Source organism: Pseudomonas sp. MF7453 (genome assembly GCF_016405455.1).
Classification (GTDB): Bacteria; Pseudomonadota; Gammaproteobacteria; order Pseudomonadales; family Pseudomonadaceae; genus Aquipseudomonas; species Aquipseudomonas paralactis.
This window is the reverse complement of sequence record NZ_JAEKCN010000024.1, coordinates 26,894-48,148: the sequence shown is the minus strand read 5'-3', so window position 1 is coordinate 48,148 and position 21,255 is coordinate 26,894. Positions and strand designations below refer to the sequence as shown.

Genomic DNA, 21,255 nt, shown 5'->3' with positions numbered 1-21,255 from the left:
GTTAAGCCCTGCGGGCGGTCAATAGCACTGCCGCTGCCGCTGACAACAGCCCCGCGCAGCAACGATTGAAGATGCGCTTGCCCCTTGGCTCGGCAAACCAGCGGCGCATATGCAGGCCCATGTAGGCGTAGGCGCTGATGGCGATCCATTCCAGGGCCAGGAACATCGGGGCCAGCACGGCGAACTGTGCGGTGATGGGGTGGCCGGGTACCACGAACTGCGGCAGGAAAGCGGTGAAGATCAGAATGGCTTTCGGGTTGCCGGCCGCCACCAGAAACTCCTGCCGTGCCAGGGCCCATAAGCCGACCTTGTGAGCGGCTGTTTGTGAGGCTGTCTGTGGTTGCGCACGCCATAGCTGGTACGCCAGATAAAACAGATACGCCGCGCCCAGTATCTTGATCCCGTAAAACAACAACTCTGACGTTTGCAGCACCACCGCCAACCCGGTGGAGGCGAGGGCGATCATGCCGGCAAAGGCCAGCAAGCGGCCCAGACCTGCGAGGCAGGCAGTGCGCAAGCCGTAGCGAGTGGCGTTGCTCACCGACAGCAGGTTGTTGGGGCCTGGCGCCATGTTCAGGGCGAAGCAGGCAGGCAGGAAGAGGGCGAGGGTGGCGAGGTCCATGGCGGCTCCGGGGGCGAACGGGAGCGGTGAGGATAAGGGCAGTCGGACGCGGACGGCAATGAGGCGCCCCATAGCGAAACTGATTTCGTCATCTTGGGCTTGCAGGCGTTGATTCAGCAGGGGTATGACTGCCTGACGCTTTGGGTTCTGGCCCGCAATGAACGGGCCATCCGCTTTTATCGCAGGGTCGGTTGTGTCGAGGACGCGGGCAGCGAACTCAAGATTGAGAGGGGTGGTGTCACGCTGGTGGAGGTGCGCTACAGATTGTCCTTTACCTGAGCCTTTGCTCCAAACAATTGATCCGCCAGTTGCCTGCCTCGCTCCTGCCCTTGCGTCGTCAACCAAACCGACTTGTTCTTGTTGACCGGGTTCAAGATATAACCTTGGTCATGCAATCGGTTCATTATCTGAAAGTCGTAGCCTTTCCACGTATTGCCGCTAACGGTACTGAAAGTGGCCAGCAGGGCCAGGACGGCGTCTTCTATCAATTTTTCGTCGTACTCGTCGTATTCCATGGTGATTACTCCGCTTGTACTACGTACACCTTGTCGAAGTCGGCCTCAAGGCGTCGTCTTTGGCGCACACTGCCGTAAGTTAAGGCCTTGAACCTATCCACTTGGAGTTTGTAGACGATCTGTCCAAACCTTTCAATAACCCTCAAGTTTTTAACAAAGGTTTACACCCCAGCGTGCGCTGATTCGGTATGTTTTTCAGTCACTTGTGTAACGATGAAACCTCACGATGCAGCCCGGTAATCACAGTTTGGATCCGCAGTTGATCAAGATCAGGCGGCTGTTTGCCACGCCATTGGCCAGCCTTCAATATCCTGACGCGCACTGGCTTAACTCGGAACTTAAAACCCTCATCGCCCAGCGTATGGCCGCCGATGCCCATGGCACGCAGCGCAGCAATAGCGGCGGTTGGCAGTCGGATCATGATTTTGCCGAGTGGGGCGGGGATGCCTGCGCTGCCCTGGTGAGGTTTGCCTGCGAGTTCGCTACCCAGCTAACCGCGGTGCATAGCGAGCAACACGGTTTTATCGAGCCCGGTTTCGAGTGGAAGCTCAATGCGTGGGTCAACGTGAATGAGGCAGGCCACAGCAATGCGCTGCACGGTCACCCGGGGGCGTTTTGGTCGGGTGTGTATTGGGTGGACGCCGGTGGCCGGGAGGACGATCCCGCCGTGGGGGGAGATCTGGAGTTCCTCGACCCGCGAGGCATGGTGGCGTCGACCTACAACCCGGCCCTGCGCATGAGAGTGGAAGACTGCCTGACAGCCGGGTTCAGCAGCACCTGCGCCGCCAGCAGCGGCACGTTTGTGATGTTTCCGTCCTGGCTGATGCACGCGGTACGGCGCTTTGAAGGTCCGCGACCGCGGATCTCCATAGCGTTCAACTTTGGTGTGTGACGCGTTTGTCTTTGACCAGGGGTGTAGCGATCGGAAGCCGCACATGAAACACCGTGCCGTGTTCGGTATCAGAGCTGACCTCAATCGATCCGCCATGGGATGCGACGATTTCCGAGGCGATGAACAGGCCCAGGCCCAAGCCTTCCGTGGGGCCGTGATTGGCGGCAGTACGCTGAGAGAAGCGGCCCATCGGGTTGAAGATGAACGGCAGCACATCCTCAGGTATCGCTTCTCCGCTGTTGTGCACGGAAAATACTGCGAAGTCTTCCTGAAACCCCAACTCAACCTTGATAGGTCGTGTGGTGTCGCCATGCTGCACGGCGTTACTGACGATGTTGGAGAACACCTGCTCCATTCGGGCACCGTCGAACTGGCCTTGCACCTGGGCTTTGGAATCAAACAGGATGATCGCCTCAGGATGAAAGGTGCGGATTTCTTCAACGACCCGCTGACACAGCGGTGTGAGGTCGATAGCTGCGGTTCTGACTGGAATGCCCGGTCCCATCTGGCAGCGGGTCAGGTCGAGCAAGTCGCCGACGATCTGGCTGGCTCGGCGCACACTGGTGTAAATCTGGTTGGCCACTTTGGTCGCCTTGGGGCCTGCCTCCTGTGAGCGCCTCAGCACGTCGGCACCCAGCAGGATTGCGCCTAGCGGCGTGCGCAGGTCGTGGCCGAGGATGCCCAAAAACACGTTGCGCGACGCCTCGACCGCACGCGAGTAGCTGGCGATGGACTCGGCGAGAGCCTGATCAATGGCCTCGTGGAAACGGATCATGTCGTCTACGTTGATCGGCGTGCCGTCCTTGACCTGGCGCATCCACTGGCTGACCACGCTGGTGCGCAGGGCGCGGTATTCGGACACCATCTGATCGATGGTGAAGCCTGCCATTAACCGCGTGATGGCGTGGATTTCCGCTGCGGTCTCGTGCTCTTCCTCCGGGGCCAGGCCCTGGGCCTTGGCGATTTGCTCTTGGCGGGTCTGTTTGGTTCGCAAGTCGCTGACGATGGCGCGCAACATCTGTTCGGCGTGGTCGCGCAGCGCCACGCTGTCGAGGTCCTCGCCCGGAGTGTCGAGGGTTCTGGCGAAATCTTCCCAGGCTTGCAGAATCGGTTCGAGGTGCTCAAGGATGAAATCGGCCAGGCGCATGTCTGTAATCCTGAAGGGTAGGGCACAAGAGCAAGGCTGCGCAGATGCAGGAAATTTCCGGCAGTGTAGGAGGTTGTTCGCAGCTTTTAAAGCGCTGCCGTGGGCGCGATTGCATGGATCCAATCTACGTGCCTGCAGGATTCATCCCGCTGACGCTAAAGCCCGAGGGTCAGCGACCTCAGCTTCTGCTCCACCACACTGTCAAAATGGCTTGCCAACTGCTCACAGCGCTCTGATTTGAGCCCCTCACAGCAGGTAATTCCCAACACAAACCCCTGGGCTTTGGCGCCCCCTTTCACTGCAAGAATCATCGACCCCGCCAGTTCGATCTCGCGAAGAATTCTGTCAGCCTGCCGCTTAATGGGGCCGGGCAAATCGTTGAAAGCTTCTTTCATGGCTGTCTCCGCAACGTTCATTACACACACAAGACATCTGAGGCACTATCGGCCCCTTCAAAGCATCGACCAAAGGAAGGTTAAGGAGTTTCGCAGCGCTCAAGCCAGAGGCGATGACGTGGCGCGAACAGGAAAAGGGCAAGGATGGCTTGGTTGTCTGCACAACGTTTTACTTGCACGGGGCCGAGGCTGGGCTGATAGAATGCGACGAATTCTCATTAGCATCTATTTCATACCGTGCAGTCTACTTCGTCGGCAAGTCGCCATCAGTCCATCGATCAGCTCTACAGCCACCACCACGGTTGGTTGCGTGGCTGGCTGCGCAGGCGCCTGGGCAACGCCGCCGATGCGGCTGATCTGGCCCAGGATACGTTCGTGCGGTTGCTCAGCAGTGGGCTCGGCGAACCGTTGAGCGTCACGACGCCGCGCGCCTACCTGGCCACTGTCGCCAATCGATTGAGCATCAATCTCTATCGACGCCGCTCACTGGAGCAGGCCTACCTGGAGGCGTTGGCGCAAGCCCCGCAAGACGTGGCTCCGTCGCTGGAACATCAGGCGCTGGTGCTTGAGGCGCTCGACGAGATCGATCAGGTACTGGCGCTGTTGTCAGCCAAAACCCGGCACGCCTTCCTGATGGCGCAACTGGAAGGGTATACCCAGGAAGAAATCGCCGGCCGGCTTGAGCTCAGCGTACGGTCGGTACAACGCCACCTGGCGAGGGCGTTCGAGGAGTGTATTGTGCTCGCCAGCCAGAGCGCAGCATGAATACCAAACCCATTGACCGGCGTATTGCTCGCGAAGCAGCCAGCTGGTTCGTACGCTTGCAGAGCAGCGGCGCGTGCGCCGCCGAGCATGTTGCCGGCGCCGAGTGGCGGGCGCTGCATCCAGACCACGAACGGGCCTGGCAACTGGCGGAGCGTTTCAGTGCTCGTACCCAGCAGCTTGGCGAGGGGGCCGCGCGCGCAGCGCTGGAACGCCCGTGCAACCTGGTTCGTCGACAAACGCTCAAGACCCTTGCATTGTTGATCGCTGCCGCGCCGGTAGGCCTCACGGCATACCGGGGCTTGCCATGGCGCGAATGGCAGGCGGACGAGCGCACGGCGACGGGGGAACAGCGCACGCTGAATCTGCCGGACGGCGCACAGATCCGCTTGAACACCGGTAGCGCTATCGACATCGCCTACGACGACAGTGTTCGTCATGTGCGCCTTATCGCCGGCGAGATGCTCATTGAGGTGTCCGATGTGCATGTCGCGCGGCCATTTATCGTCAGCACCGCCCAGGCGCAAATTGCACTGTCAGGTAGCCGCTTTTTGGTGCGCCAATATTCGCAAGGCACTTTCCTCGCCGCGCTGGAGGGCACCGCCGAGGTAGGCCTGCGGCTGTCACGGGACGGGCGTATGACGGGCCTGGCGGCCGGTCGGCAGACCTATGTCAACAACCAGGCGGTGGAGCCCTCCGTACCATTGGCGCAGCATCGTCTGGACTGGCTGAGCGGTGTATTGCGTGCAGAAAAGATGCGCCTCGATGATTTCATCAATGAGTTGGACCGTTATCGACGTGGCCTGCTGCGTTGCGATCCGGCAGTCGCCGGGTTGCTGATTTCCGGTGCCTTCCAGTTGCGCGATACCGACCAGGTTCTCCACGCACTCAGCCAGACCTTGCCGGTGAGCGTCCACTACCGCACGCCCTATTGGGTGACTGTAACGGCGCGTACGAGCACGTAAAAAAGTTGTCGTGTTTTTGCCGGGCTGCGTGTCCCCCTCATAACAACACTACTTTTATCGGGCGGGGACGAACACATGGCGACGAAACAGGGCATGCAACCACTGGCGCGGGCCGTACACGCTGCCGCGTTGGGTTTGATCATCGCAGGTGGTGGCGCCCTGAGTGCGGCGTCGCTGCACGCCGCCGAGCAAGGCGCGCAGCAGAGCCGCGCCTATCACGTGCCGGCCGGTAACCTGAGCAGTGCGCTCTCGGCCTTCGCCAGCCAGGCGGGTATCACCCTGCCGATCGAACCGGGCCTGGTAGAGGGGCTGCGCAGCCCTGGTCTGAATGTCGCCAGCAGTGTGGAAGGCGGCTTGCAGCAACTGCTGCAGGGTACCGGCCTACAAGCCTCAGCACAGGGTAATGGGCTTTACCTGTTGGTAACGCAGGTGGCCGAAACCGCGCTGGAACTGGGCGCGACCAGCATTACCGGTCAGGGCCTGACGTCGACGACCGAAAACAGCGGTTCCTACACCACCGGGGCTATGCAAACGGCCACCAAGCTGCCCTTGAGCCTGCGCGAAACGCCGCAGTCGGTCAGCGTGGTGACGCGCAAGCGCATGGACGACAAGGTCATGACCAACATCAGCGATGTGGTTAAAAGTACGCCGGGGCTGTTTCTGAATAACGCGGGCGGCGCGGGGCGGCCTACGTTCAGTTCACGGGGCTTCGACGTTGACAACATCATGTATGACGGTTTTCCCACCAGCTTCCAGACCTACCTGCCCAGCGCAGAGGCCAACCTGGCCATGTATGATCGGGTAGAGATCGTGCGCGGTCCCAACGGGCTGGCCCAGGGCGCCGGCAGCCCTGCGGGCGCCATCAACCTGGTTCGCAAGCGCCCGACCCACCAATTCCAGGGCACGCTCACCGGCAGCGCCGGCAGCTGGGATGACTACACGGGCACGCTGGATGTGGGTGGCCCGCTCAACGACAGCGGTACCCTGCGCGCCCGTTCTGTGGTCTCGCGGCAAGACGCCAAGAGCTTCCGGGACTCGGTGGAAAGTGATAACGATCTGTTCTACGGTGTGGTCGACGCTGACCTGAGCGAGAGCACCACTCTGACACTGGGCGGCTACCGACAGAAGACCCACACCAACTACATCTGGGGTGGATTGCCCATGGCGCGTGGCGGTGGTCACCTGGGGCTGCCCCGTGACACTTTCCTGGGGCATGACTGGGAATACTCGGACAATCGCACCACCGGCTATTTCGCTACGTTGGAACAAGGCCTGCCCAACGACTGGACACTGCGCGCAGCGGCGATGCGGTCGAAAACTGTCGGTGACGTGCTGGCTTCTTCGATCTGGGAATACAATCGCCAGTATCTATGGACCGAAGCCATGGAGCAGAAAGAAACCGGCTACGACCTTGCGCTCAGCGGCCCCTTCCAATTGCTCGGTCAACAGCATGACCTGACCTTCGGCGTCAGCAAGCGCAAGCTGGATTACCGGTCCGGCAAGGACTGGAGCGATTACATCAACACGGGCATCAATCCCTTCACGTGGAACCCGCGTGGTCATGCCAAGCCCAATTATGTCAGGGGAGACAACGGTCTTCCCCAGACCACCACTCAGGACAGCTTCTATGCCAGCACCCGGCTGCGACTGACCGAACCGCTGTCGCTGATCCTTGGGGGGCGTGTCGACTGGTACGAATTCCAAGACCGCGCAAATAGTGAAAGCAACTACAAGGTCACCCGTAATCTGACGCGCTATGCCGGTCTGGTTTACGACCTGGACCTTCATCATTCGGTCTATGTCAGCTATACCGATATCTTCAAGCCGCAGAGCGAAAAAGGCGTCGATGGGAGCGTAATCGTGCCTATCGTTGGCGAGAACTACGAAGTGGGCATCAAGGGCGAATACTTCGACGGCGCATTGAACGCCAGCATGGCGGTGTTCCAGCTGGACCAGAAGAATCGCGCCCAGGAATTGCCTGACGTCAAAGGCTGCGGCTCAGGCCCAGCCAGTGCCTGCTATGAAGCTGCCGGGTTGGTACGCAGCCGCGGTATCGATATGGAAATCCAGGGTGCCCTCACTGATAACTGGCAGTTGGCCGCCGGCTACACCTACACCCAGACCCAGTATGTCAACGACGCCAACACTGCACGCGAGGGGGAAGACTTCGACCGCAAGAAGCCGCGGCAACTGTTCAAACTCTCGACCATTTACACCTTGCCAGGTGAACTGCAACGCTGGCGCGTGGGGGGTGATGTCTATCAACAAAGCCGCATTCGCGCCTCGGGAGGGACCGGCGCCACGGCCTGGAAAAACGAGCAGGGCTCGTACACAGTGGTTGGTTTGGTAGCAGGCTACAAGGCCAGTGAGCAACTGGACCTGCAGGTCAACGTCAACAACCTGTTCGATCGTGTGTACTACAGCAGCGTGGCCAATGGGGGCTATAGCCCGTACGACATCTACGGTGATCCACGCAATATGAAACTGACTGCGCGTTACAGCTTTTGATGATTAGATCATGTGATCAAGGTGCAGCGCTCCACACCGCCGGTTCATACCCATCCGGGTCGCAGAAGTGAACCTGATGAAATGAGGCAACCCGTCTAGCGTATCGACGCATTCAAGGATGAAACCTGCGCCCCAACGCATCCAGGCGCACCGCAATCGGCGGCAGGCGTTCACTGCTGCGGGCCAGGGTTTCCACATCGTCGGCCGTGCTTTGGGCGATGTTTTGTACTGACTGCAAGCGCTCGACGATCTCCAGATTCGCCGAGGTCTGCTCGCGGGTGGTCGCGACGATGCGGCTATTGAGTTGATCGATATGCGTAATGTCCTCGCCGACTGCCTTGAGCATCTGCACCGCCAATTGGCTGTCTTGCACGCAGCGTTCCACGCCTTCGCGGCTGGCGTGCATGGCTTCGACGGCCTCGCGACTGCCCTGTTGCAAGCCTTCGATGATGGTTTTGATTTCCTGGGTGGAGAGGGCGGTGCGCTGCGCCAGGCTGCGCACTTCGTCGGCGACTACGGCAAACCCGCGGCCCTGCTCGCCGGCGCGCGCGGCTTCGATGGCAGCGTTGAGGGCCAGCAAATTGGTCTGGTTGGCGATGCTGCTGATCACTTCCAGCACCGAGCCGATTTGCTCGGCCTGTACGGCCAAAGATTGCACGGTGGATTCAGTGCCGTTGATGCGTGAGGCCAGTTGGCTGATTTCATCCTGGGCGCGGCCGACGCTTTCCTGGCCGCGAACAATTTGCTGGCTGGCTTGGCCGGCATGTTCCACGGCTTGTTCGACTTGCACCGTAATGTGGCCCATGGCGTCCTCCATGCGCTGCATGGAGCCGTTCATTTCGCCAATCTGCACCAGTTGATGCCGCGCCCCTTTTTCCAGGGTGCCACTGGCGGTGGCCAGTTCCTGGCCGAGTTGGCCAAGGCCGTGGGAGTCGCGGGCGACGCCGTCGATCAGGTGGGTCAGTTGTTGCAGGAAGTGGTCGAAGCGCTTGGCCAGCGACACGCGCACCTTGTCTTCACCTTGCGCGCTTTGCTCGGTGAACTGTGAGGTTACAGCGAGCATCTTCTCAAGCATTTCCTGGCCTTCGACCGCTTCAGCCTGGCTATGGACCGCCAGGTACAGCAGGGCGACCGTTTCCATCACCACATAAAACGCGTGAACGAAGATCATCGTCCAGCCGCCGTGATGCTCCATCACGAACACCGGAAAACCCTGGTGCTGCAACGCATGGAACACCAGGTGGTGCACGGCAATGGTCAACGCCGCTACCAGGATCGGTAGCCAGTCACGATAGAAGGTCAACACCGCCAACAGCGCGAAAATGCCGAAGTGGGATTCGATCACCCCGTGTGCCTGGTTGATGTGCAACGCCGCCATCACCATCAAGCCGGCGCCCAGTGCGCAACGCATCACCCGGGTGCCGCCGATGACACGGTAGAGCGCCGTCAGCACCACGCCGGTGCCACCACCGACGAGCAGCGCCTGGAGCAGGGTGTCATGCCAGAACGCCAACCCCACGGAGAACAGGGACATCAGCCAGATCAACGCCAGCATGATGCGGTCGGCCTTGCGGTAGTGCTCCAGGAAGCGTGTGCGAAGGGGCATTCACGGTTACTCCATGTAGTGATACCAGCAACCAAGCATGTGGCGTGCCACGATGGCCACTGGTCGATAGCAAGTCAGGTGCAGCGTTTTTTACCGGATCAGATCCGGCAAACGGTTATCGGCAGGAGGGAAGGGGACTTGAGTGGAAGGGCGCAGGCCCTCCCACGGTACAGGCTGGAATCAGAAGCTGTACTTGGCGGTCAGCATCATGTTGCGTGGGCTGCCATAGGAATCGCCGCCATACTCCACGGAGTCGGAAATGGACTGGTAGTAGTGACGATCGAAGATGTTGTTGGCGTTGAGCTGCAGGTCCAGGTGCTGGTTGACCCGGTAGCCGGCCATCAGGTCGGTGACTGCGTAACCGCCTTGCTTGAGCCGGTAGGTGCTGCCATCGGCCAGCTTGATGTCGTTGTACATGCGGCTCTGCCAGGAGATGTTGCCGCCGACCCGAAGTTTTTCCAGCGGGCCCTGCAAGTTATAGCGAGTGGTCAATTTGAACAGGTGTTCCGGGGTGTCGGTGTCGAACTGCTTGTTGACCTTCTGCGGGTTGGCGTGGTCCTTGATGGTGTGGGTTCGCGCGTAGGTGTAGCCACCGCCGACTTGCCAGTTCTCGGTCAAGGCACCTTGCAGTTCGAAGTCGATGCCCTGGCTGCGGATTTCCCCCGAGGCCTGGTTGCAAGAGGCCTGTGGGCAGTTCGGTACAACGATCTTCACGGCGCGGTTTTCCTGGTCGACGCGGAACAGCGCCACGCTCGCATTCAACGCGCCCCCCAGGTATTCGCCCTTGAGGCCGATTTCATAGTTCTTGCCGACGATGGGCTTGAGCGGGGTGCCGGCAGTGCTCTTCTCTTTCTGTGGCGTGAAGATGTCGCTGTAGCTTACATACACCGAGTGCTGGTCGTTCAGTTCGTAGATCAAGCCGGCGTAGCGGGTGAGGTTGCGGGTAACCTTGTAGTCGCCGTCGCCATCACGGTTGTCGTAGTCATACCAATCCAGGCGCCCGCCAAGGATCAGCTTCAACGGGTCGGCCAGGCTCAGGCGTGAGGTCAGGTAGAAGCCGTCCTGGGTGGTGACTTCGCGGGCGTTGTTGGTGCGGGTGAAGTTCGGTTTGCCGGCATTGATCGGCCAGTCTCGCTCATACGGGCTGTAGTTGTGAGTGGTCATGTCGTAGATGCGCTTGCTGGCACCCACCACCAGCTCATGGGTACGCCCGAACGCCTCGAACGGGCCGCTGGCAAAGGCGTCGACGCCGGCCTGGTTTTCATCATAGCTGGCCTGATACACCGTGCGGGCGAGGGTCTTGTTGGTCCAGCGCGATTGGTAGGAGCCGGAGAACAATGCGTCCTGTTCGGAATAATTGGCGTTGACCTGCAGGCTCCAGTCATTGGCCAGGCGCTGGCGCAGCTCGGCGAACACGGTGTTGATTTCCTGGTCTTTGTTTTCCCAGTCGGTACCGGGGTTGTAAGAGCGCGACAGGTCCAGGTGATGGCCATCCAGGCCGACCATCGAAGCCCCCCAGAAGTAGTTGGTCTTGTCCTTCTGGTTCGAGTAGCCGAGGGTGAGAGTGGTGTCTTCGCTCAGGTCGGCTTCGGTGACGGCGTAGAACAGGCCGTGATCCTGCTCGGCCTTGTCGATAAAGCTGTTGGCGTCGCGGTAGGACGTGACGACGCGACCGCGCCAGGTGCCACTGGGGTTGAGCGGGCTGGAGGCGTCGAATTCGCCACGGTAGTCATCCCAGCTGCCGGCGGCGCCGGTGAGGGTGACTTTCTGTTCGTCCAGGGGCCGCTTGCGGATCAGGTTGATGGCTGCCGAGGGGTTGCCCGCGCCGGTCACCAGGCCGGTAGCGCCGCGCACCACCTCGACGCGGTCGAACATCGCCAGGTTTGGCTGGGCGCCCACCGACGCGCCGTTGTAACCGCTGGGGATACCGTCATACATGAGGTTGTCGACATTGAAGCCGCGTGCGGTGTAAGCCTGCCGGCCGGGGCCGTTGGAGTAGTTCAGGAACAACCCTGGCGTTGCGTTGACCACGTCGTTGATGCTGGTCATGGCCTGGTCATCCATGCGCTGGCGCGTAATCACGGTGACAGCTTGTGGGGTTTCACGCAGGGTCAGCGGCAGTTTGGTTGCAGTCTTCATCGAGCCGGTGGTGTATGACTCGCTGCCTTCAGTGGTTGCGCCAAGCTGCTGGCCCGACACCTGGGTGGCGCCGAGCTCAATGGTGGCCGGGGCTTCGGCGTCGGCGGCCAGGGCCGCTTGTGAGGTTGCTAGGCAGATCGCCATCGCCATTGAGCTGGGTGAAAAAACGTTGCTGACGCGTTGTTGCACAGACATGGATATAGGGCTCCCAAAGGCCATCCGTGGCAAATAAAAAATCTGTTGATAATTATTCGCATCAGTGTGGCAGATCCAAGCTCTGGGAAAAAGTCTTACATGGCCGTGTAGGAGCGAGCTTGCTCGCAAAAAATCTCAACGATAACGCGTGCTGGCTGAATGAACGCGGCGTCTGTGAGTTTTTCGCGAGCAAGCTCGCTCCTACAGCGGTTTCTGGGTCAGAACTCCATTCTTACGCCGAGCGTCCCCCGGCGGCCGTTGAAGCTATTGCTGTCCAGGTTGCGGTCATAGCCGACTTCACCGTACAGGCTAATGCCTTGGGCAACTTGCAGGGTGGCCCCGAGGCTGGCGTCCATCGTGGTGGATTTTTGTTCGGTGTCTATACGCGTTACATCGTTGAATACGACACTGTTGTCCCCGGCGCTGGAATGCCAGACATTGGCACGCACATAAGGCTGCAACGGCATGCCATTAACGGTGTAATCACCGCGCAGGCGCACACCCAGGCGCGTCGTGACGTTGGTGTCGGCGTCATAGGAAACGTCGGAAATACCGTCGTTCTGGCTATCGAGCCTGGTTTTGCCGACTATCAACTGCGCCTGGGGCTCCAGAATCCAGCGGGCGCTCAGCGCCAACGGCCAGCCCACTTCAGCAGAGGCGGTGACGTTATGCCCACGGGTTTTCATTTTCACGCCACGCGCTGACTCGTTATTGCCATCAAAGCGGGTGCCCATCAACACCAGGTCAAGATAAGCCTGGTTAGTGCCGATCAGCGTCCAATAGACCCCCAGGCTGTCGCCGCGCAAGGTGGTTTTGCCGGCGTCCTTGTTTTCCCAGCCGCCATTGAAGCCTTTTACATCGCCTCTGAGGCGACTGTGACCGACGAAGAACCCGAGGCGCTGCAACAGGCCGTTGCCCAACTCGCTGGCGAACACATCGGTGCCGACCTGGAACCCTGTCAGCGAACCGTCCAACGTAGGGTTGACCGCACCGGCAAGACTCTGTCGGCTGCTGCTGCCGTAGACCCGTCCCCAACCTGCCGGCATCACGCCGGTGTGCTGCTGCCGGCTCTGATCGCCCATGCGCTCGTGATAGGTGCCAAGCATCCCTTGCACGATTTGCTGCGCAGCGGGAAACAACACGGCGTACAGCGGCACCTCGGGACGATAGATCGGAACCTCTTTTTCAGTGGGGTTAGACGGCAGGGGCGGGGTTCCTGGCACCGGCTCAGGCAATGGCATGGCCGGTTCTTCAGGTTTGGGCAGCGGTGTGGCCGGGATCGTGGAGCGCAGGTAGTAACTCTGCTCGGTTCCAGCCGTGCCCGCACCTTTGAACAGGTAGTAGTCGAACGCCCCGGCCGTTACGGTATTGCCCAAGGTGAAGGCTGTGCCAGGCCCGCTGGCGCCATTGAGCGCTTGCACCACCTGGATGCCGTCCTGCAACGTCGCGGCGCCGGCGCCCCCAAGGTTAGTCACCAAGAGGGTGGTGTTGCCCTGTAGCGTGCCGGAGCTGACCACCAGTTTGTCGCTGGCCGAGTCGTCTGCTCCCAGCACGGTTTGCAGGGCCAGACGCCCGCCGTCGCCGGTGTAATTGCCGTTGATGGTCAAGGTGTCACTGGCAGTGGTGCTGCCAGTGACCATGTCGAGGGTGCCGCTGTTGGTCACGTTGGCCAACTGCCCGGTGGTAAACGGACTGATACCGCCCGTGTTGACCAGCAGCGCACTGCTGCTATCAATGAACAGGGCGCCAGTGCCGGTCTCGCTGTCGCCGAGGGTCAGGGGCCCGCCCAGGGTCATGTGCGAGCCGTTGTCCAGGCGGATGCTTTCCCAGTTGGCAAACAGGCCAGGATCATCGACTTGGGTATTGTTCAGGGTCAGGTTGTCGATCCCCACGCCGGCGTCTATCAGTTGCGCCGCAGCCACTTGTTCAGCCACCAGCCCCTGAAGCATGGCCGTATCGTCGCCGGCGCCCATCAGCACGGATGAGTGCAGTTTGCCTCCAGACCAGACAAATTCATCGTTGCCGAAGCTGAGCAGCACTTGGCCGTTAACCTCACCACCGCTGATGATCACCTGATCGTCCCCACCGCTGACGCTGATATTGCCGCCAACCAAGGCGTCTTTCGAGATCAGAATGGTGTCTTTGCCGAAGCCGGTCACCAGGTTGCCGATGATCTTGCCACCCGACATATCGAACCGATTGTCATCGAGTTTCATGTTGACCCGGCCGATGGTGCCCCCGGTCATCGTTGCTTCGTCGCCGTCGTCGAAGCCGCCGGTGATGGTGCCGCCGCTCATGTTGAAGACGTCCAGGCCGTCGCCCTGTTCCAGCGAGGCGATAGTGCCGCCACTCATGTCAAAACGGTCGATTCCCGAGCCCTGGCTGACAGCGCCTGCCTGGCCCCCGGAAATTTCCACCACATCGGCGCCCGCGCCTTGGCTGATGGACCCGCTGACACTGCCCTGGTTGAGCCGGAAAAAGTTATTGCCATCACCCTGGTTGAGGTTGCCATCGACGCCGGCGCCCGGGCCGTTGACGACCACGCGATCATTGCCGCTTCCATAGGTCACGTTCCCACTTACTCTGCCGGTGGCGGTGAGTTCGAGGGTGTTGTCGCCGCCGGTATCGGTAAAGCCCGGTGCGGTGGCGCTGTCACAACTGGAGGTGTCGTTGCCGAGCGTATTGTTGATGGTGCACGCGCCATAAGAGGCCAGCGGCCAGGTCGTCAATACAATCGCTGAGGCAATGCCTGAGTACAACAAAGCAGTTATCCGTGTGCGCATGGTCCGTCCTCGCTTGAGCACAATATCGTCCGGCACCTGGCACGCCAGGCGCGGTGCAAAACCATGGCAACAACGAACGCGATACGGATCAGGGACTACGGGTTACCTGCATCTGAAAACATCGGCCAATGCAAAGGGTTGGCATGGCTTTCTCGACTGCACCTTAAGGGGGCAGTACTTTGCGCACCTTAGTTGCAGATCGAAAAGGCCGCTACTGTGAAAACTAACAGGTAGAGGCGGGCCAATACCTACATGAATACGATCTCGTAGGGTTCGCGCATACGCTCAAGCAACACCTGGGCGAGCATGGGCGGCAGGCCGATCTGGGGGTCGCCGACCAATTGGCTGGCATAGGCATGGGCGGCGTGCAGTTTGCGCGCCACGCTCCAGGTGTCCAGGCGCACTTTGCGTGCGCGTTGCCAAGGAATCACCGCACCTTCGCGCGCCGGCCAATGCCAGGCCCAGATCGCCAGTTCATACAGTTGCGCGCCCACCAGGCTGCAGGCTTTTGCACTCGCCCGGCCGACGGCATCGTGGTCGTCATTGCCATCATGGCGCCAGGTGGTAAACACCACGTCGCCGGGTTGCAGGTGGCGCGCAATGAACTGGCTCATCGGTTGCTCGTGGGCCGCCAGCGCGTCGTCGCAAAACCCGCCGCGAATCCATTTGAGGCTGTGCAACGGCATACCGAGGCGGCGCAGTGCCTCGGCGCTTTCCTGCGGGCGCACCACACTCAAGCGGCTCACCGGCCATACCTGGGAGCCCGGATGGCTGGCGCTGCCATCGGTGATGGAGATCAATTTCAGCGGATGCTCGCGGGTGCTGAGCAGTTGCAGCAAACCGCCGCACGCCAGCACTTCATCGCCGGGGTGGGGCGCTATCACCACAACCCGGGCACCGGGCGGCACCAGGGTAGCCAGTGCAAGGCAGGGGATTTGCGCCAACTGCGGCGCGCTGTTCCAGATTTGCGCGGGGCCGCGACGGCCTTCGCTTGAGGAGGCAGGCTTCATGGGTGTCACATCCTTGTTGGTGGGTAACGCTCTTGGCTTCAGCGCAGGCTCCGCTGCGGTGAGTGCAGGGCATTCCAACCCTGGGATGCCCTGCAAGCCACTCTCAGCATAGACAAGGATGTGTCACAGGTTTGTCGTTTTTTTACGAAACCAGCATCAGGCTTTTCAGGTAATCGCCGAAGCCGCCCTGGGCGCGGCAATCCAGGCGTGCACTGGTGATCACTTGCGGCGCATGGCTCCAGGCAATGGAAGCACCGCAACGTTCCAGCTCGCGCACCAACTGCACATCCTCGTGGCACGCCAGGGGTTCGAAGCCGCCGGCCTGCACATAGGCACTGGCACTCACGCCCAGGTTGGCGCCGTGAATGTGCCGATGGCCATCACGCGCCTGGTATGCCTGGTGATAACGAATCTGCGCTGCGGGGTCGAAGCCTTCACTCCAGCTGTCCACGGTCACGGTGCCACACACCGCGTCACAGCCCAGGGCCAGTTGAGCCACCAGCAAGTCGGGGGCCACGCGGCTGTCGGCGTCGGTACAGGAAATCCAGCGCGCGCCCAGGTTCAGTAAATGCCGGGCGCCGACGCCTCGCGCTCGCCCTACGTTGCGTGCCTGCACGTGGATGCTGTGCACATCATGCGCCTGGGCGATCGCCGCGCTGGCATCGCTGCAGCTGTCGAGCACCACCAGGATTTGCACCCTTTCCCCGTGCAGGCCCGGATGGTGGGCGGCGACCCGCGCAGCCCTCAGGCATTCGTCCAACAGGGCTTCTTCGTTATGCACCGGAATCAAGATGCCGATCATCGCAATCCCTCATGGCGCGCGACCGAGGTGCCGTCGCGGCTCCACAGGTCGAGCAGAAAATCCTGGTCATGGTGCTGCACCAGCGGTGGCATCCCCATTCGATGCTGGAGCAGAGCGTGTACCTGTTCGGCGGTTTGCGGGCAACCGTCAATGGGCGGGCGCCAGTGGCAGGCCAGGAGTTGGCCGTTATCGGTCAAGGTGGCGAGGGCGCGATCGATCAGACGATTCAGATCATTCACATCGAGGTAGTAACACAGCTCGCTCAACACGATCAGTTCAAACTCACCGGTGGGCCACTCCTGGGGCAGGCGCCGCTGTTCTACATGAGCATGGGCAAACGCGCTCAGACGCGCCTGTGCCAGGCGCACCGCGGCGCTAGCGGTGTCACAGCACAGCAGGCGCTCACAACGGGTCGCCAGCTCGGCGCTCAGTTCGCCGTTGGCACAGCCGGGCTCGAAGATCGAGGCATATCGCGGTCGGGTCAGTACGGCCAGGGTCAGTGCGCGCTTGCGTTGTTCGTACCAGCGCTGACGAAACGCCCAGGGGTCGTCATTGCCGGCAAACAGTTGATCAAAATACGGGGTGGCCACACTCATACAAACACCACTTCAAAGGGTTGCAGCAAGCGCTCTACTACGTGGGGCGCCAGCACGGGCGGCAGGCCGACCTGCGGGTCGCCCTCCAACTGGCTGGCGAATGCGTGGATCGCGTGGCGCTTGCGTGCCACTTGTTCGGCGGTCAACGTAATTTTGCGCGCCCGGTGCCAAGGCACCCGGTTGTCTTCGGCAGTCGCCCAGTGCCAGGTCCACACCGGCAGTTCGCACAACGTCGCGCCGACGGCCTCGGCCGCTTTGGCGCTGGCACGGCCTACCGCTTCATGGTCGCAATGGCCGTCTTCGCGCCAGGTGGCGAACACAATATCGGTGGGCTTGAGGTGGCGCTGGATGAACGCACACAGCTGGGCTTCGCGCTCGGCCACCTTGCTGTCGGTAAACCCGCCGCGCAGCCACTTTAAACTGTGCAACGGCAGGCCCAGGCGATGCAGGGCCTGGGCCGACTCCTGCGGGCGCACGACGCTCAGGCGCGCTACCGGCCAGCGTTTGGAGCCAGGATGGCTGGCGCTGCCGTCGGTAACGGAGATCAACTGGATAGGGCGCTCCAGCACGGCCAAACCCTGCAGCAGGCCACCGCTGCCGAGGACTTCATCGTCCGGGTGTGGGGCGATGATCACCGCGCGGTGCCCCTGCGGCACCAGTTGCGCGGCGCTGATGTGCGGTAACTCGGCCAGCCGTGCCGACGTTTGCCAATGATTGAGTGGGGTGCCTTGGCCGACAATCGGATTGGGTTTCATAATTGCCACCTCCCCGAGGCGTCGCTGGCTACCAGTTCGCCGAGGGCTGCCAGGTCGCGTTCGGCATGACTTTGCCGTACGTACACCGGTAGATCAGCCATCAGCTGTGCAAAGTGCGGGTCTTTGCAGTAGGGCCCGGCGCCCACGGCATGGCCGACACGACGCATGACTTGCTCGACCGTGTCTTCAATACACGCGCGTGCCTGCTGAGCCAGTTGCCTGGCATCGGCGCGAGGCTCGCGGTCAATATGCTCGGCGCTGGCGCGCAGTACGCAAGCGGCGCTGTTCAGCGCGCTGTCGACCGCTCCCAGATGGGCCAGCGCATGAGGCTCCGGGCGCTGCGCACAGTGAGCGCGCAGCACCTCGCCCAGGCGTTGCGCACCGCCATACCAGCAGGCGGCGATACCAACGCCGCCTTGCCAGAAGCCGGGTCGAGTCAGGTAATCACCCGGCCCACCCACCGCGATGCCTTTGGCCGCGTTGAACAGAACGTCAACGCTGCCGGTGGCGGCCATGCCAACCGCATTCCAGCCCTCATCCGACACAGTGACGCCCGGTTGATCCATCGCCACGGCCACCAATTGCTGACGATCATCCTCGTCCCAGGCCGTCAGCAAGCCATGACTGACCACTGCAGCACCGGAACACCAGGCTTTGCGCCCATCGACGATCAGCCAGTGACCATCGCGTCGCACACGCACCTTGGCCGCCGGTGGTTCGGCTGCCCACATGCCCCAGGTGCTGCCAAGCGGCGGCAGCGGGCTGTCGAGCTCGGCAATAATTGCCAGCGCGTCGGTATGGCCTTCAAACAACTTGCACAGGCGCAAGTCATGGCCGGCCACCTGGGCCAGCCGACTGAAGCGGGCCAGCGTTTCGCCGCTGCCCGGCAGCGGCAGTTGATCAAGCCCTTCTTCCTGAAGGGCTCTCAGTGCAGCCCCAAGCGCCTGGGTATCCGCGTAGCCCCTGTAGCCCTGAAGGAAACTGTGCAGCGCCATCTCATACCTCGTCTTCGTGCTGCAATTCAAACAACAGCAGCGAGCGGCCCGTCACTGCGTACTCATGCTCAAAATCAAAACGTTCCTGGCCGCGTACCGCTGGGGCATTGGTATCGAGCAGGCACGTCCAGAATTCGCCCTCCGGCACCGGCGGCAGGCGGAAATTGACCATGTCGTGGTGGGCATTGACTACCAGCAGCAGCGTAGCGTCGGCACCGGCCCGACGGATCCCGGTTTCCTGGGCGCGGCCATCCATCAACATGCCCAGGCAGCGACCCTGGCTGTCTTCCCATTGCTCGGTGCTCATTTCGTTGCCATCGGGCGCCAGCCAGGTGACGTCTTTTACACCGATGTCTTCGTTGTAATCGCCGACCAGGAAGCGTCCACGGCGCAGAATCGGGTAGGCCAGGCGCAGCTTGATCAAGCGCTTGACGAACTTGAGCAGGGCCTTGCCGTCATCGTCCAGATCCCAGTTGACCCAACCGATTTCGCTGTCCTGGCAGTAGGCATTATTGTTGCCATGCTGGGTGCGGGCGAACTCGTCACCGGCGACGATCATCGGGGTACCCTGAGCCAGCAGCAGAGTCGCGAAGAAGTTACGCATCTGACGCAGACGCAGTGCGTTGATTTCAGGGTCGTCTGTCGGGCCTTCGATACCATGGTTCCACGACAGGTTGTTATTGCTGCCGTCCTGGTTGTTCTCGTCGTTGGCCTCGTTGTGCTTGTCGTTGTACGACACCAGGTCGTGCAAGGTAAAACCGTCGTGGGCGGTGATGAAGTTCACCGAGCTGTAAGGCCGGCGCCCGCGATGGTTGAACATCTCGCCCGAGGCGGTCATGCGCCCGGCAAAATCTGCCAGTTGGCCGTCGTCGCCTTTCCAGAACGCACGCACGGTGTCGCGGAAGCGGTCGTTCCATTCCACCCAGCCCGGCGGGAAGTTGCCCACCTGATAACCACCGGGGCCGCAGTCCCAGGGTTCGGCAATCATTTTCAACTGGCGCAGCACCGGATCCTGGCGGCAGGCGACGAGGAAGCTGTGGCGTTCGTCGAACCCGTCGCGGTAGCGGCCAAGAATGGTTGCCAGGTCGAAGCGGAAACCGTCCACGTGCATCTCGGTGGCCCAGTAACGCAGGGAGTCGGTGACCATTTGCAGCACGCACGGGTGGCTCAAGTCCAGGGTGTTGCCGGTGCCGGAGTCGTTGATGTAGAAGCGCTTGTCGTCGGGCATCAGGCGGTAGTAAGAGGCGTTGTCGATACCGCGCATGGACAGGGTCGGGCCGCGCTCGTTGCCTTCGGCGGTGTGGTTGTAGACCACGTCCAGAATCACTTCCAACTTCTGCTCATGCAGGTGCGCGACCATCTCCTTGAACTCGGCAATCTTGCCGCTGGCCAGGTAGCGCGGGTCGGGAGCGAAGAACGCAATGCTGTTGTAGCCCCAGTAGTTGGTCATGCCTTTTTCCAGCAAGTGCTGGTCGTTGACGAAGGCGTGCACCGGCAGCAGCTCAACCGAAGAGACGCCCAATTGACGGATATGCTTGAGTACGTCGTCTTCCATCAAGCCGGCGCAGGTGCCGCGCACGGACTCGCCCACCGAAGGGTGGCGCATACTGATGCCGCGCAGATGGGTTTCATAGATGATCGTGCGGTCCCACGGCACCCGTACCGGTTGATCGTTGCCCCAGGTGTGCGCGGGGTCGATGACCTTGCACTTGGGCACGAACGGCGCACTGTCGCGCTCGTCGAAACTGAGGTCGTCATCCGGGTGGCCGATGGTGTAGCCGAACAGCGCCTCCGACCATTTGAGTTCGCCTACCAGCTGCTTGGCATAGGGGTCGATCAGCAGCTTGTTATGGTTGAAGCGATGACCATTGGCCGGGTCATAGGCGCCGTATACCCGGTAGCCGTAGATGAGCCCGGGGTGGGCATCGGGCAGGTAACCGTGAAAGATCTCGTCGGTGTACTCGGGCAGTTCGATGCGCTCCAGCTCGACTTCGCCGGTATCGTCGAACAGGCACAACTCCACTTTGGTGGCGTTGGCTGAAAACAGTGCGAAGTTAACGCCCAGGCCATCCCAGGTGGCGCCGAGGGGGAAGGGCAAACCTTCACGAATCCGCGACGGCTCATGGTCCTGCGTCGCTGTGGTGTTCTCGGGTTTGCTCATGGTGTTGCTCCTGCAAGGGGTCTTTTTTCGGGCCGAATGCGGCCGTGCTGACGGTATTTCAGCGAAGGGCATGGACGAAAAAGGGCCTGTCGCTTCTGATAAAAGCGCCAGGCCCGAGAAATCATGGGGCGGGCGGTTTTGGTTTCTTTGGGGAGGCCGGTTTTTTCGCAGCAGGCTTGGCGGCTACAGGCGCAGCCGGCTTGGGTTTGGCGGCCGCTTTGGGCGCGGTTTTCGGCTTGGCGGCAGGCTTGGGCTTGCTGGGCGTCAGCGCCTCGGCTTCGGCCAGTTTACGTGCCATCTCCCAGTGGCGATCGTGCGCACCGTCCGGCTTGCCTTCAGACTCCCAGATCTGATGCGCCAGTTCGCGAATACGTTTGTCTTCTTTACTCATCACAAACTCCTCACAG

18 protein-coding genes and 1 pseudogene are annotated in these 21,255 nt (G+C 61.2%); 5 read left to right on the top strand and 14 right to left on the bottom strand.

Annotated features, from left to right (window positions below; genetic code table 11):
* Position 1: 1 nt before the first annotated feature.
* Positions 2–622, bottom strand: a complete 621-nt coding sequence (locus JFT63_RS26740) for a LysE family translocator (protein ID WP_198845119.1) — start codon at positions 620–622, stop codon at positions 2–4.
* A gap of 96 nt (positions 623–718) precedes the next feature.
* On the opposite strand from JFT63_RS26740, the pseudogene JFT63_RS29800 reads away from it, so the two are divergent.
* Positions 719–901 (top strand): annotated as a pseudogene (locus JFT63_RS29800) (GNAT family N-acetyltransferase); the annotation flags it as partial.
* On the opposite strand, the gene JFT63_RS26735 reads toward JFT63_RS29800, so the two are convergent.
* Complete coding sequence (locus JFT63_RS26735; protein ID WP_057703451.1) at positions 880–1,137, bottom strand: DUF6429 family protein; 258 nt, start codon at positions 1,135–1,137, stop codon at positions 880–882. The pseudogene JFT63_RS29800 and the gene JFT63_RS26735 sit on opposite strands and share 22 nt — an antisense overlap.
* A gap of 226 nt (positions 1,138–1,363) precedes the next feature.
* Here JFT63_RS26735 and JFT63_RS26730 point away from each other — a divergent pair, with 226 nt between their 5' ends.
* Positions 1,364–2,029, top strand: coding sequence for a TIGR02466 family protein (locus JFT63_RS26730; RefSeq protein WP_198845118.1), 666 nt, complete (start codon positions 1,364–1,366; stop codon positions 2,027–2,029).
* On the opposite strand, the gene JFT63_RS26725 is transcribed toward JFT63_RS26730, so the two are convergent.
* Together JFT63_RS26725 and JFT63_RS26720 are read right to left on the bottom strand one after the other, a co-directional pair.
* A complete protein-coding gene (locus JFT63_RS26725; RefSeq protein WP_186560599.1) occupies positions 2,013–3,176 on the bottom strand; it encodes a sensor histidine kinase in 1,164 nt (387 codons plus the stop codon). The two genes, JFT63_RS26730 and JFT63_RS26725, sit on opposite strands and share 17 nt — an antisense overlap.
* A gap of 155 nt (positions 3,177–3,331) precedes the next feature.
* The gene (locus tag JFT63_RS26720) at positions 3,332–3,571 is read right to left on the bottom strand and encodes a hypothetical protein (protein WP_057703630.1); all 240 of its coding nucleotides are present in this window, start codon (positions 3,569–3,571) and stop codon (positions 3,332–3,334) included.
* Between the two features lie 237 nt (positions 3,572–3,808).
* On the opposite strand from JFT63_RS26720, the gene JFT63_RS26715 reads away from it, so the two are divergent.
* The 3 genes from JFT63_RS26715 to JFT63_RS26705 all read left to right on the top strand — a co-directional run bounded on the left by JFT63_RS26715 (position 3,809) and on the right by JFT63_RS26705 (position 7,806).
* Complete coding sequence (locus JFT63_RS26715) at positions 3,809–4,336, top strand: sigma-70 family RNA polymerase sigma factor (RefSeq protein ID WP_057703448.1); 528 nt, start codon at positions 3,809–3,811, stop codon at positions 4,334–4,336.
* Positions 4,333–5,298 (top strand): FecR domain-containing protein, encoded by a 966-nt coding sequence (locus JFT63_RS26710; protein ID WP_057703447.1) that lies wholly within the window; start codon positions 4,333–4,335, stop codon positions 5,296–5,298. The genes JFT63_RS26715 and JFT63_RS26710 overlap by 4 nt, the downstream gene beginning before the upstream one ends.
* Positions 5,299–5,373: 75 nt before the next feature.
* Positions 5,374–7,806, top strand: coding sequence for a TonB-dependent siderophore receptor (locus JFT63_RS26705; protein ID WP_198845117.1), 2,433 nt, complete (start codon positions 5,374–5,376; stop codon positions 7,804–7,806).
* Between the two features lie 112 nt (positions 7,807–7,918).
* Here JFT63_RS26705 and JFT63_RS26700 read toward each other — a convergent pair whose 3' ends face one another.
* The 10 genes from JFT63_RS26700 to JFT63_RS26655 form a co-directional block, all read right to left on the bottom strand.
* The gene (locus JFT63_RS26700; RefSeq protein WP_198845116.1) at positions 7,919–9,412 is read right to left on the bottom strand and encodes a methyl-accepting chemotaxis protein; all 1,494 of its coding nucleotides are present in this window, start codon (positions 9,410–9,412) and stop codon (positions 7,919–7,921) included.
* Between the two features lie 180 nt (positions 9,413–9,592).
* A complete protein-coding gene (locus JFT63_RS26695; protein ID WP_186560608.1) occupies positions 9,593–11,746 on the bottom strand; it encodes a TonB-dependent siderophore receptor in 2,154 nt (717 codons plus the stop codon).
* A gap of 218 nt (positions 11,747–11,964) precedes the next feature.
* On the bottom strand, positions 11,965–14,529 hold the full coding sequence (locus JFT63_RS26690) for an autotransporter family protein (protein WP_198845115.1): 2,565 nt from the start codon (positions 14,527–14,529) through the stop codon (positions 11,965–11,967).
* Between the two features lie 248 nt (positions 14,530–14,777).
* Positions 14,778–15,539, bottom strand: coding sequence for a PIG-L deacetylase family protein (locus JFT63_RS26685; RefSeq protein WP_057703443.1), 762 nt, complete (start codon positions 15,537–15,539; stop codon positions 14,778–14,780).
* 142 nt (positions 15,540–15,681) lie between these two features.
* Complete coding sequence (locus JFT63_RS26680; RefSeq protein ID WP_198845114.1) at positions 15,682–16,341, bottom strand: glycosyltransferase; 660 nt, start codon at positions 16,339–16,341, stop codon at positions 15,682–15,684.
* On the bottom strand, positions 16,338–16,937 hold the full coding sequence (locus JFT63_RS26675; protein ID WP_057703441.1) for an SAM-dependent methyltransferase: 600 nt from the start codon (positions 16,935–16,937) through the stop codon (positions 16,338–16,340). Before JFT63_RS26675 ends, JFT63_RS26680 begins: the two co-directional genes overlap by 4 nt.
* A complete protein-coding gene (locus JFT63_RS26670) occupies positions 16,934–17,692 on the bottom strand; it encodes a PIG-L deacetylase family protein (RefSeq protein WP_057703440.1) in 759 nt (252 codons plus the stop codon). The genes JFT63_RS26675 and JFT63_RS26670 overlap by 4 nt, the downstream gene beginning before the upstream one ends.
* Complete coding sequence (locus JFT63_RS26665) at positions 17,689–18,687, bottom strand: acyl-CoA dehydrogenase family protein (RefSeq protein ID WP_198707788.1); 999 nt, start codon at positions 18,685–18,687, stop codon at positions 17,689–17,691. The genes JFT63_RS26670 and JFT63_RS26665 overlap by 4 nt, the downstream gene beginning before the upstream one ends.
* A 1-nt stretch (position 18,688) precedes the next feature.
* Positions 18,689–20,848 (bottom strand): glycogen debranching protein GlgX, encoded by a 2,160-nt coding sequence (gene glgX, locus JFT63_RS26660; protein ID WP_198845113.1) that lies wholly within the window; start codon positions 20,846–20,848, stop codon positions 18,689–18,691.
* Positions 20,849–20,969: 121 nt separating this feature from the next.
* Positions 20,970–21,239, bottom strand: coding sequence for a DUF2934 domain-containing protein (locus JFT63_RS26655; RefSeq protein ID WP_198707789.1), 270 nt, complete (start codon positions 21,237–21,239; stop codon positions 20,970–20,972).
* Positions 21,240–21,255 lie beyond the last annotated feature (16 nt).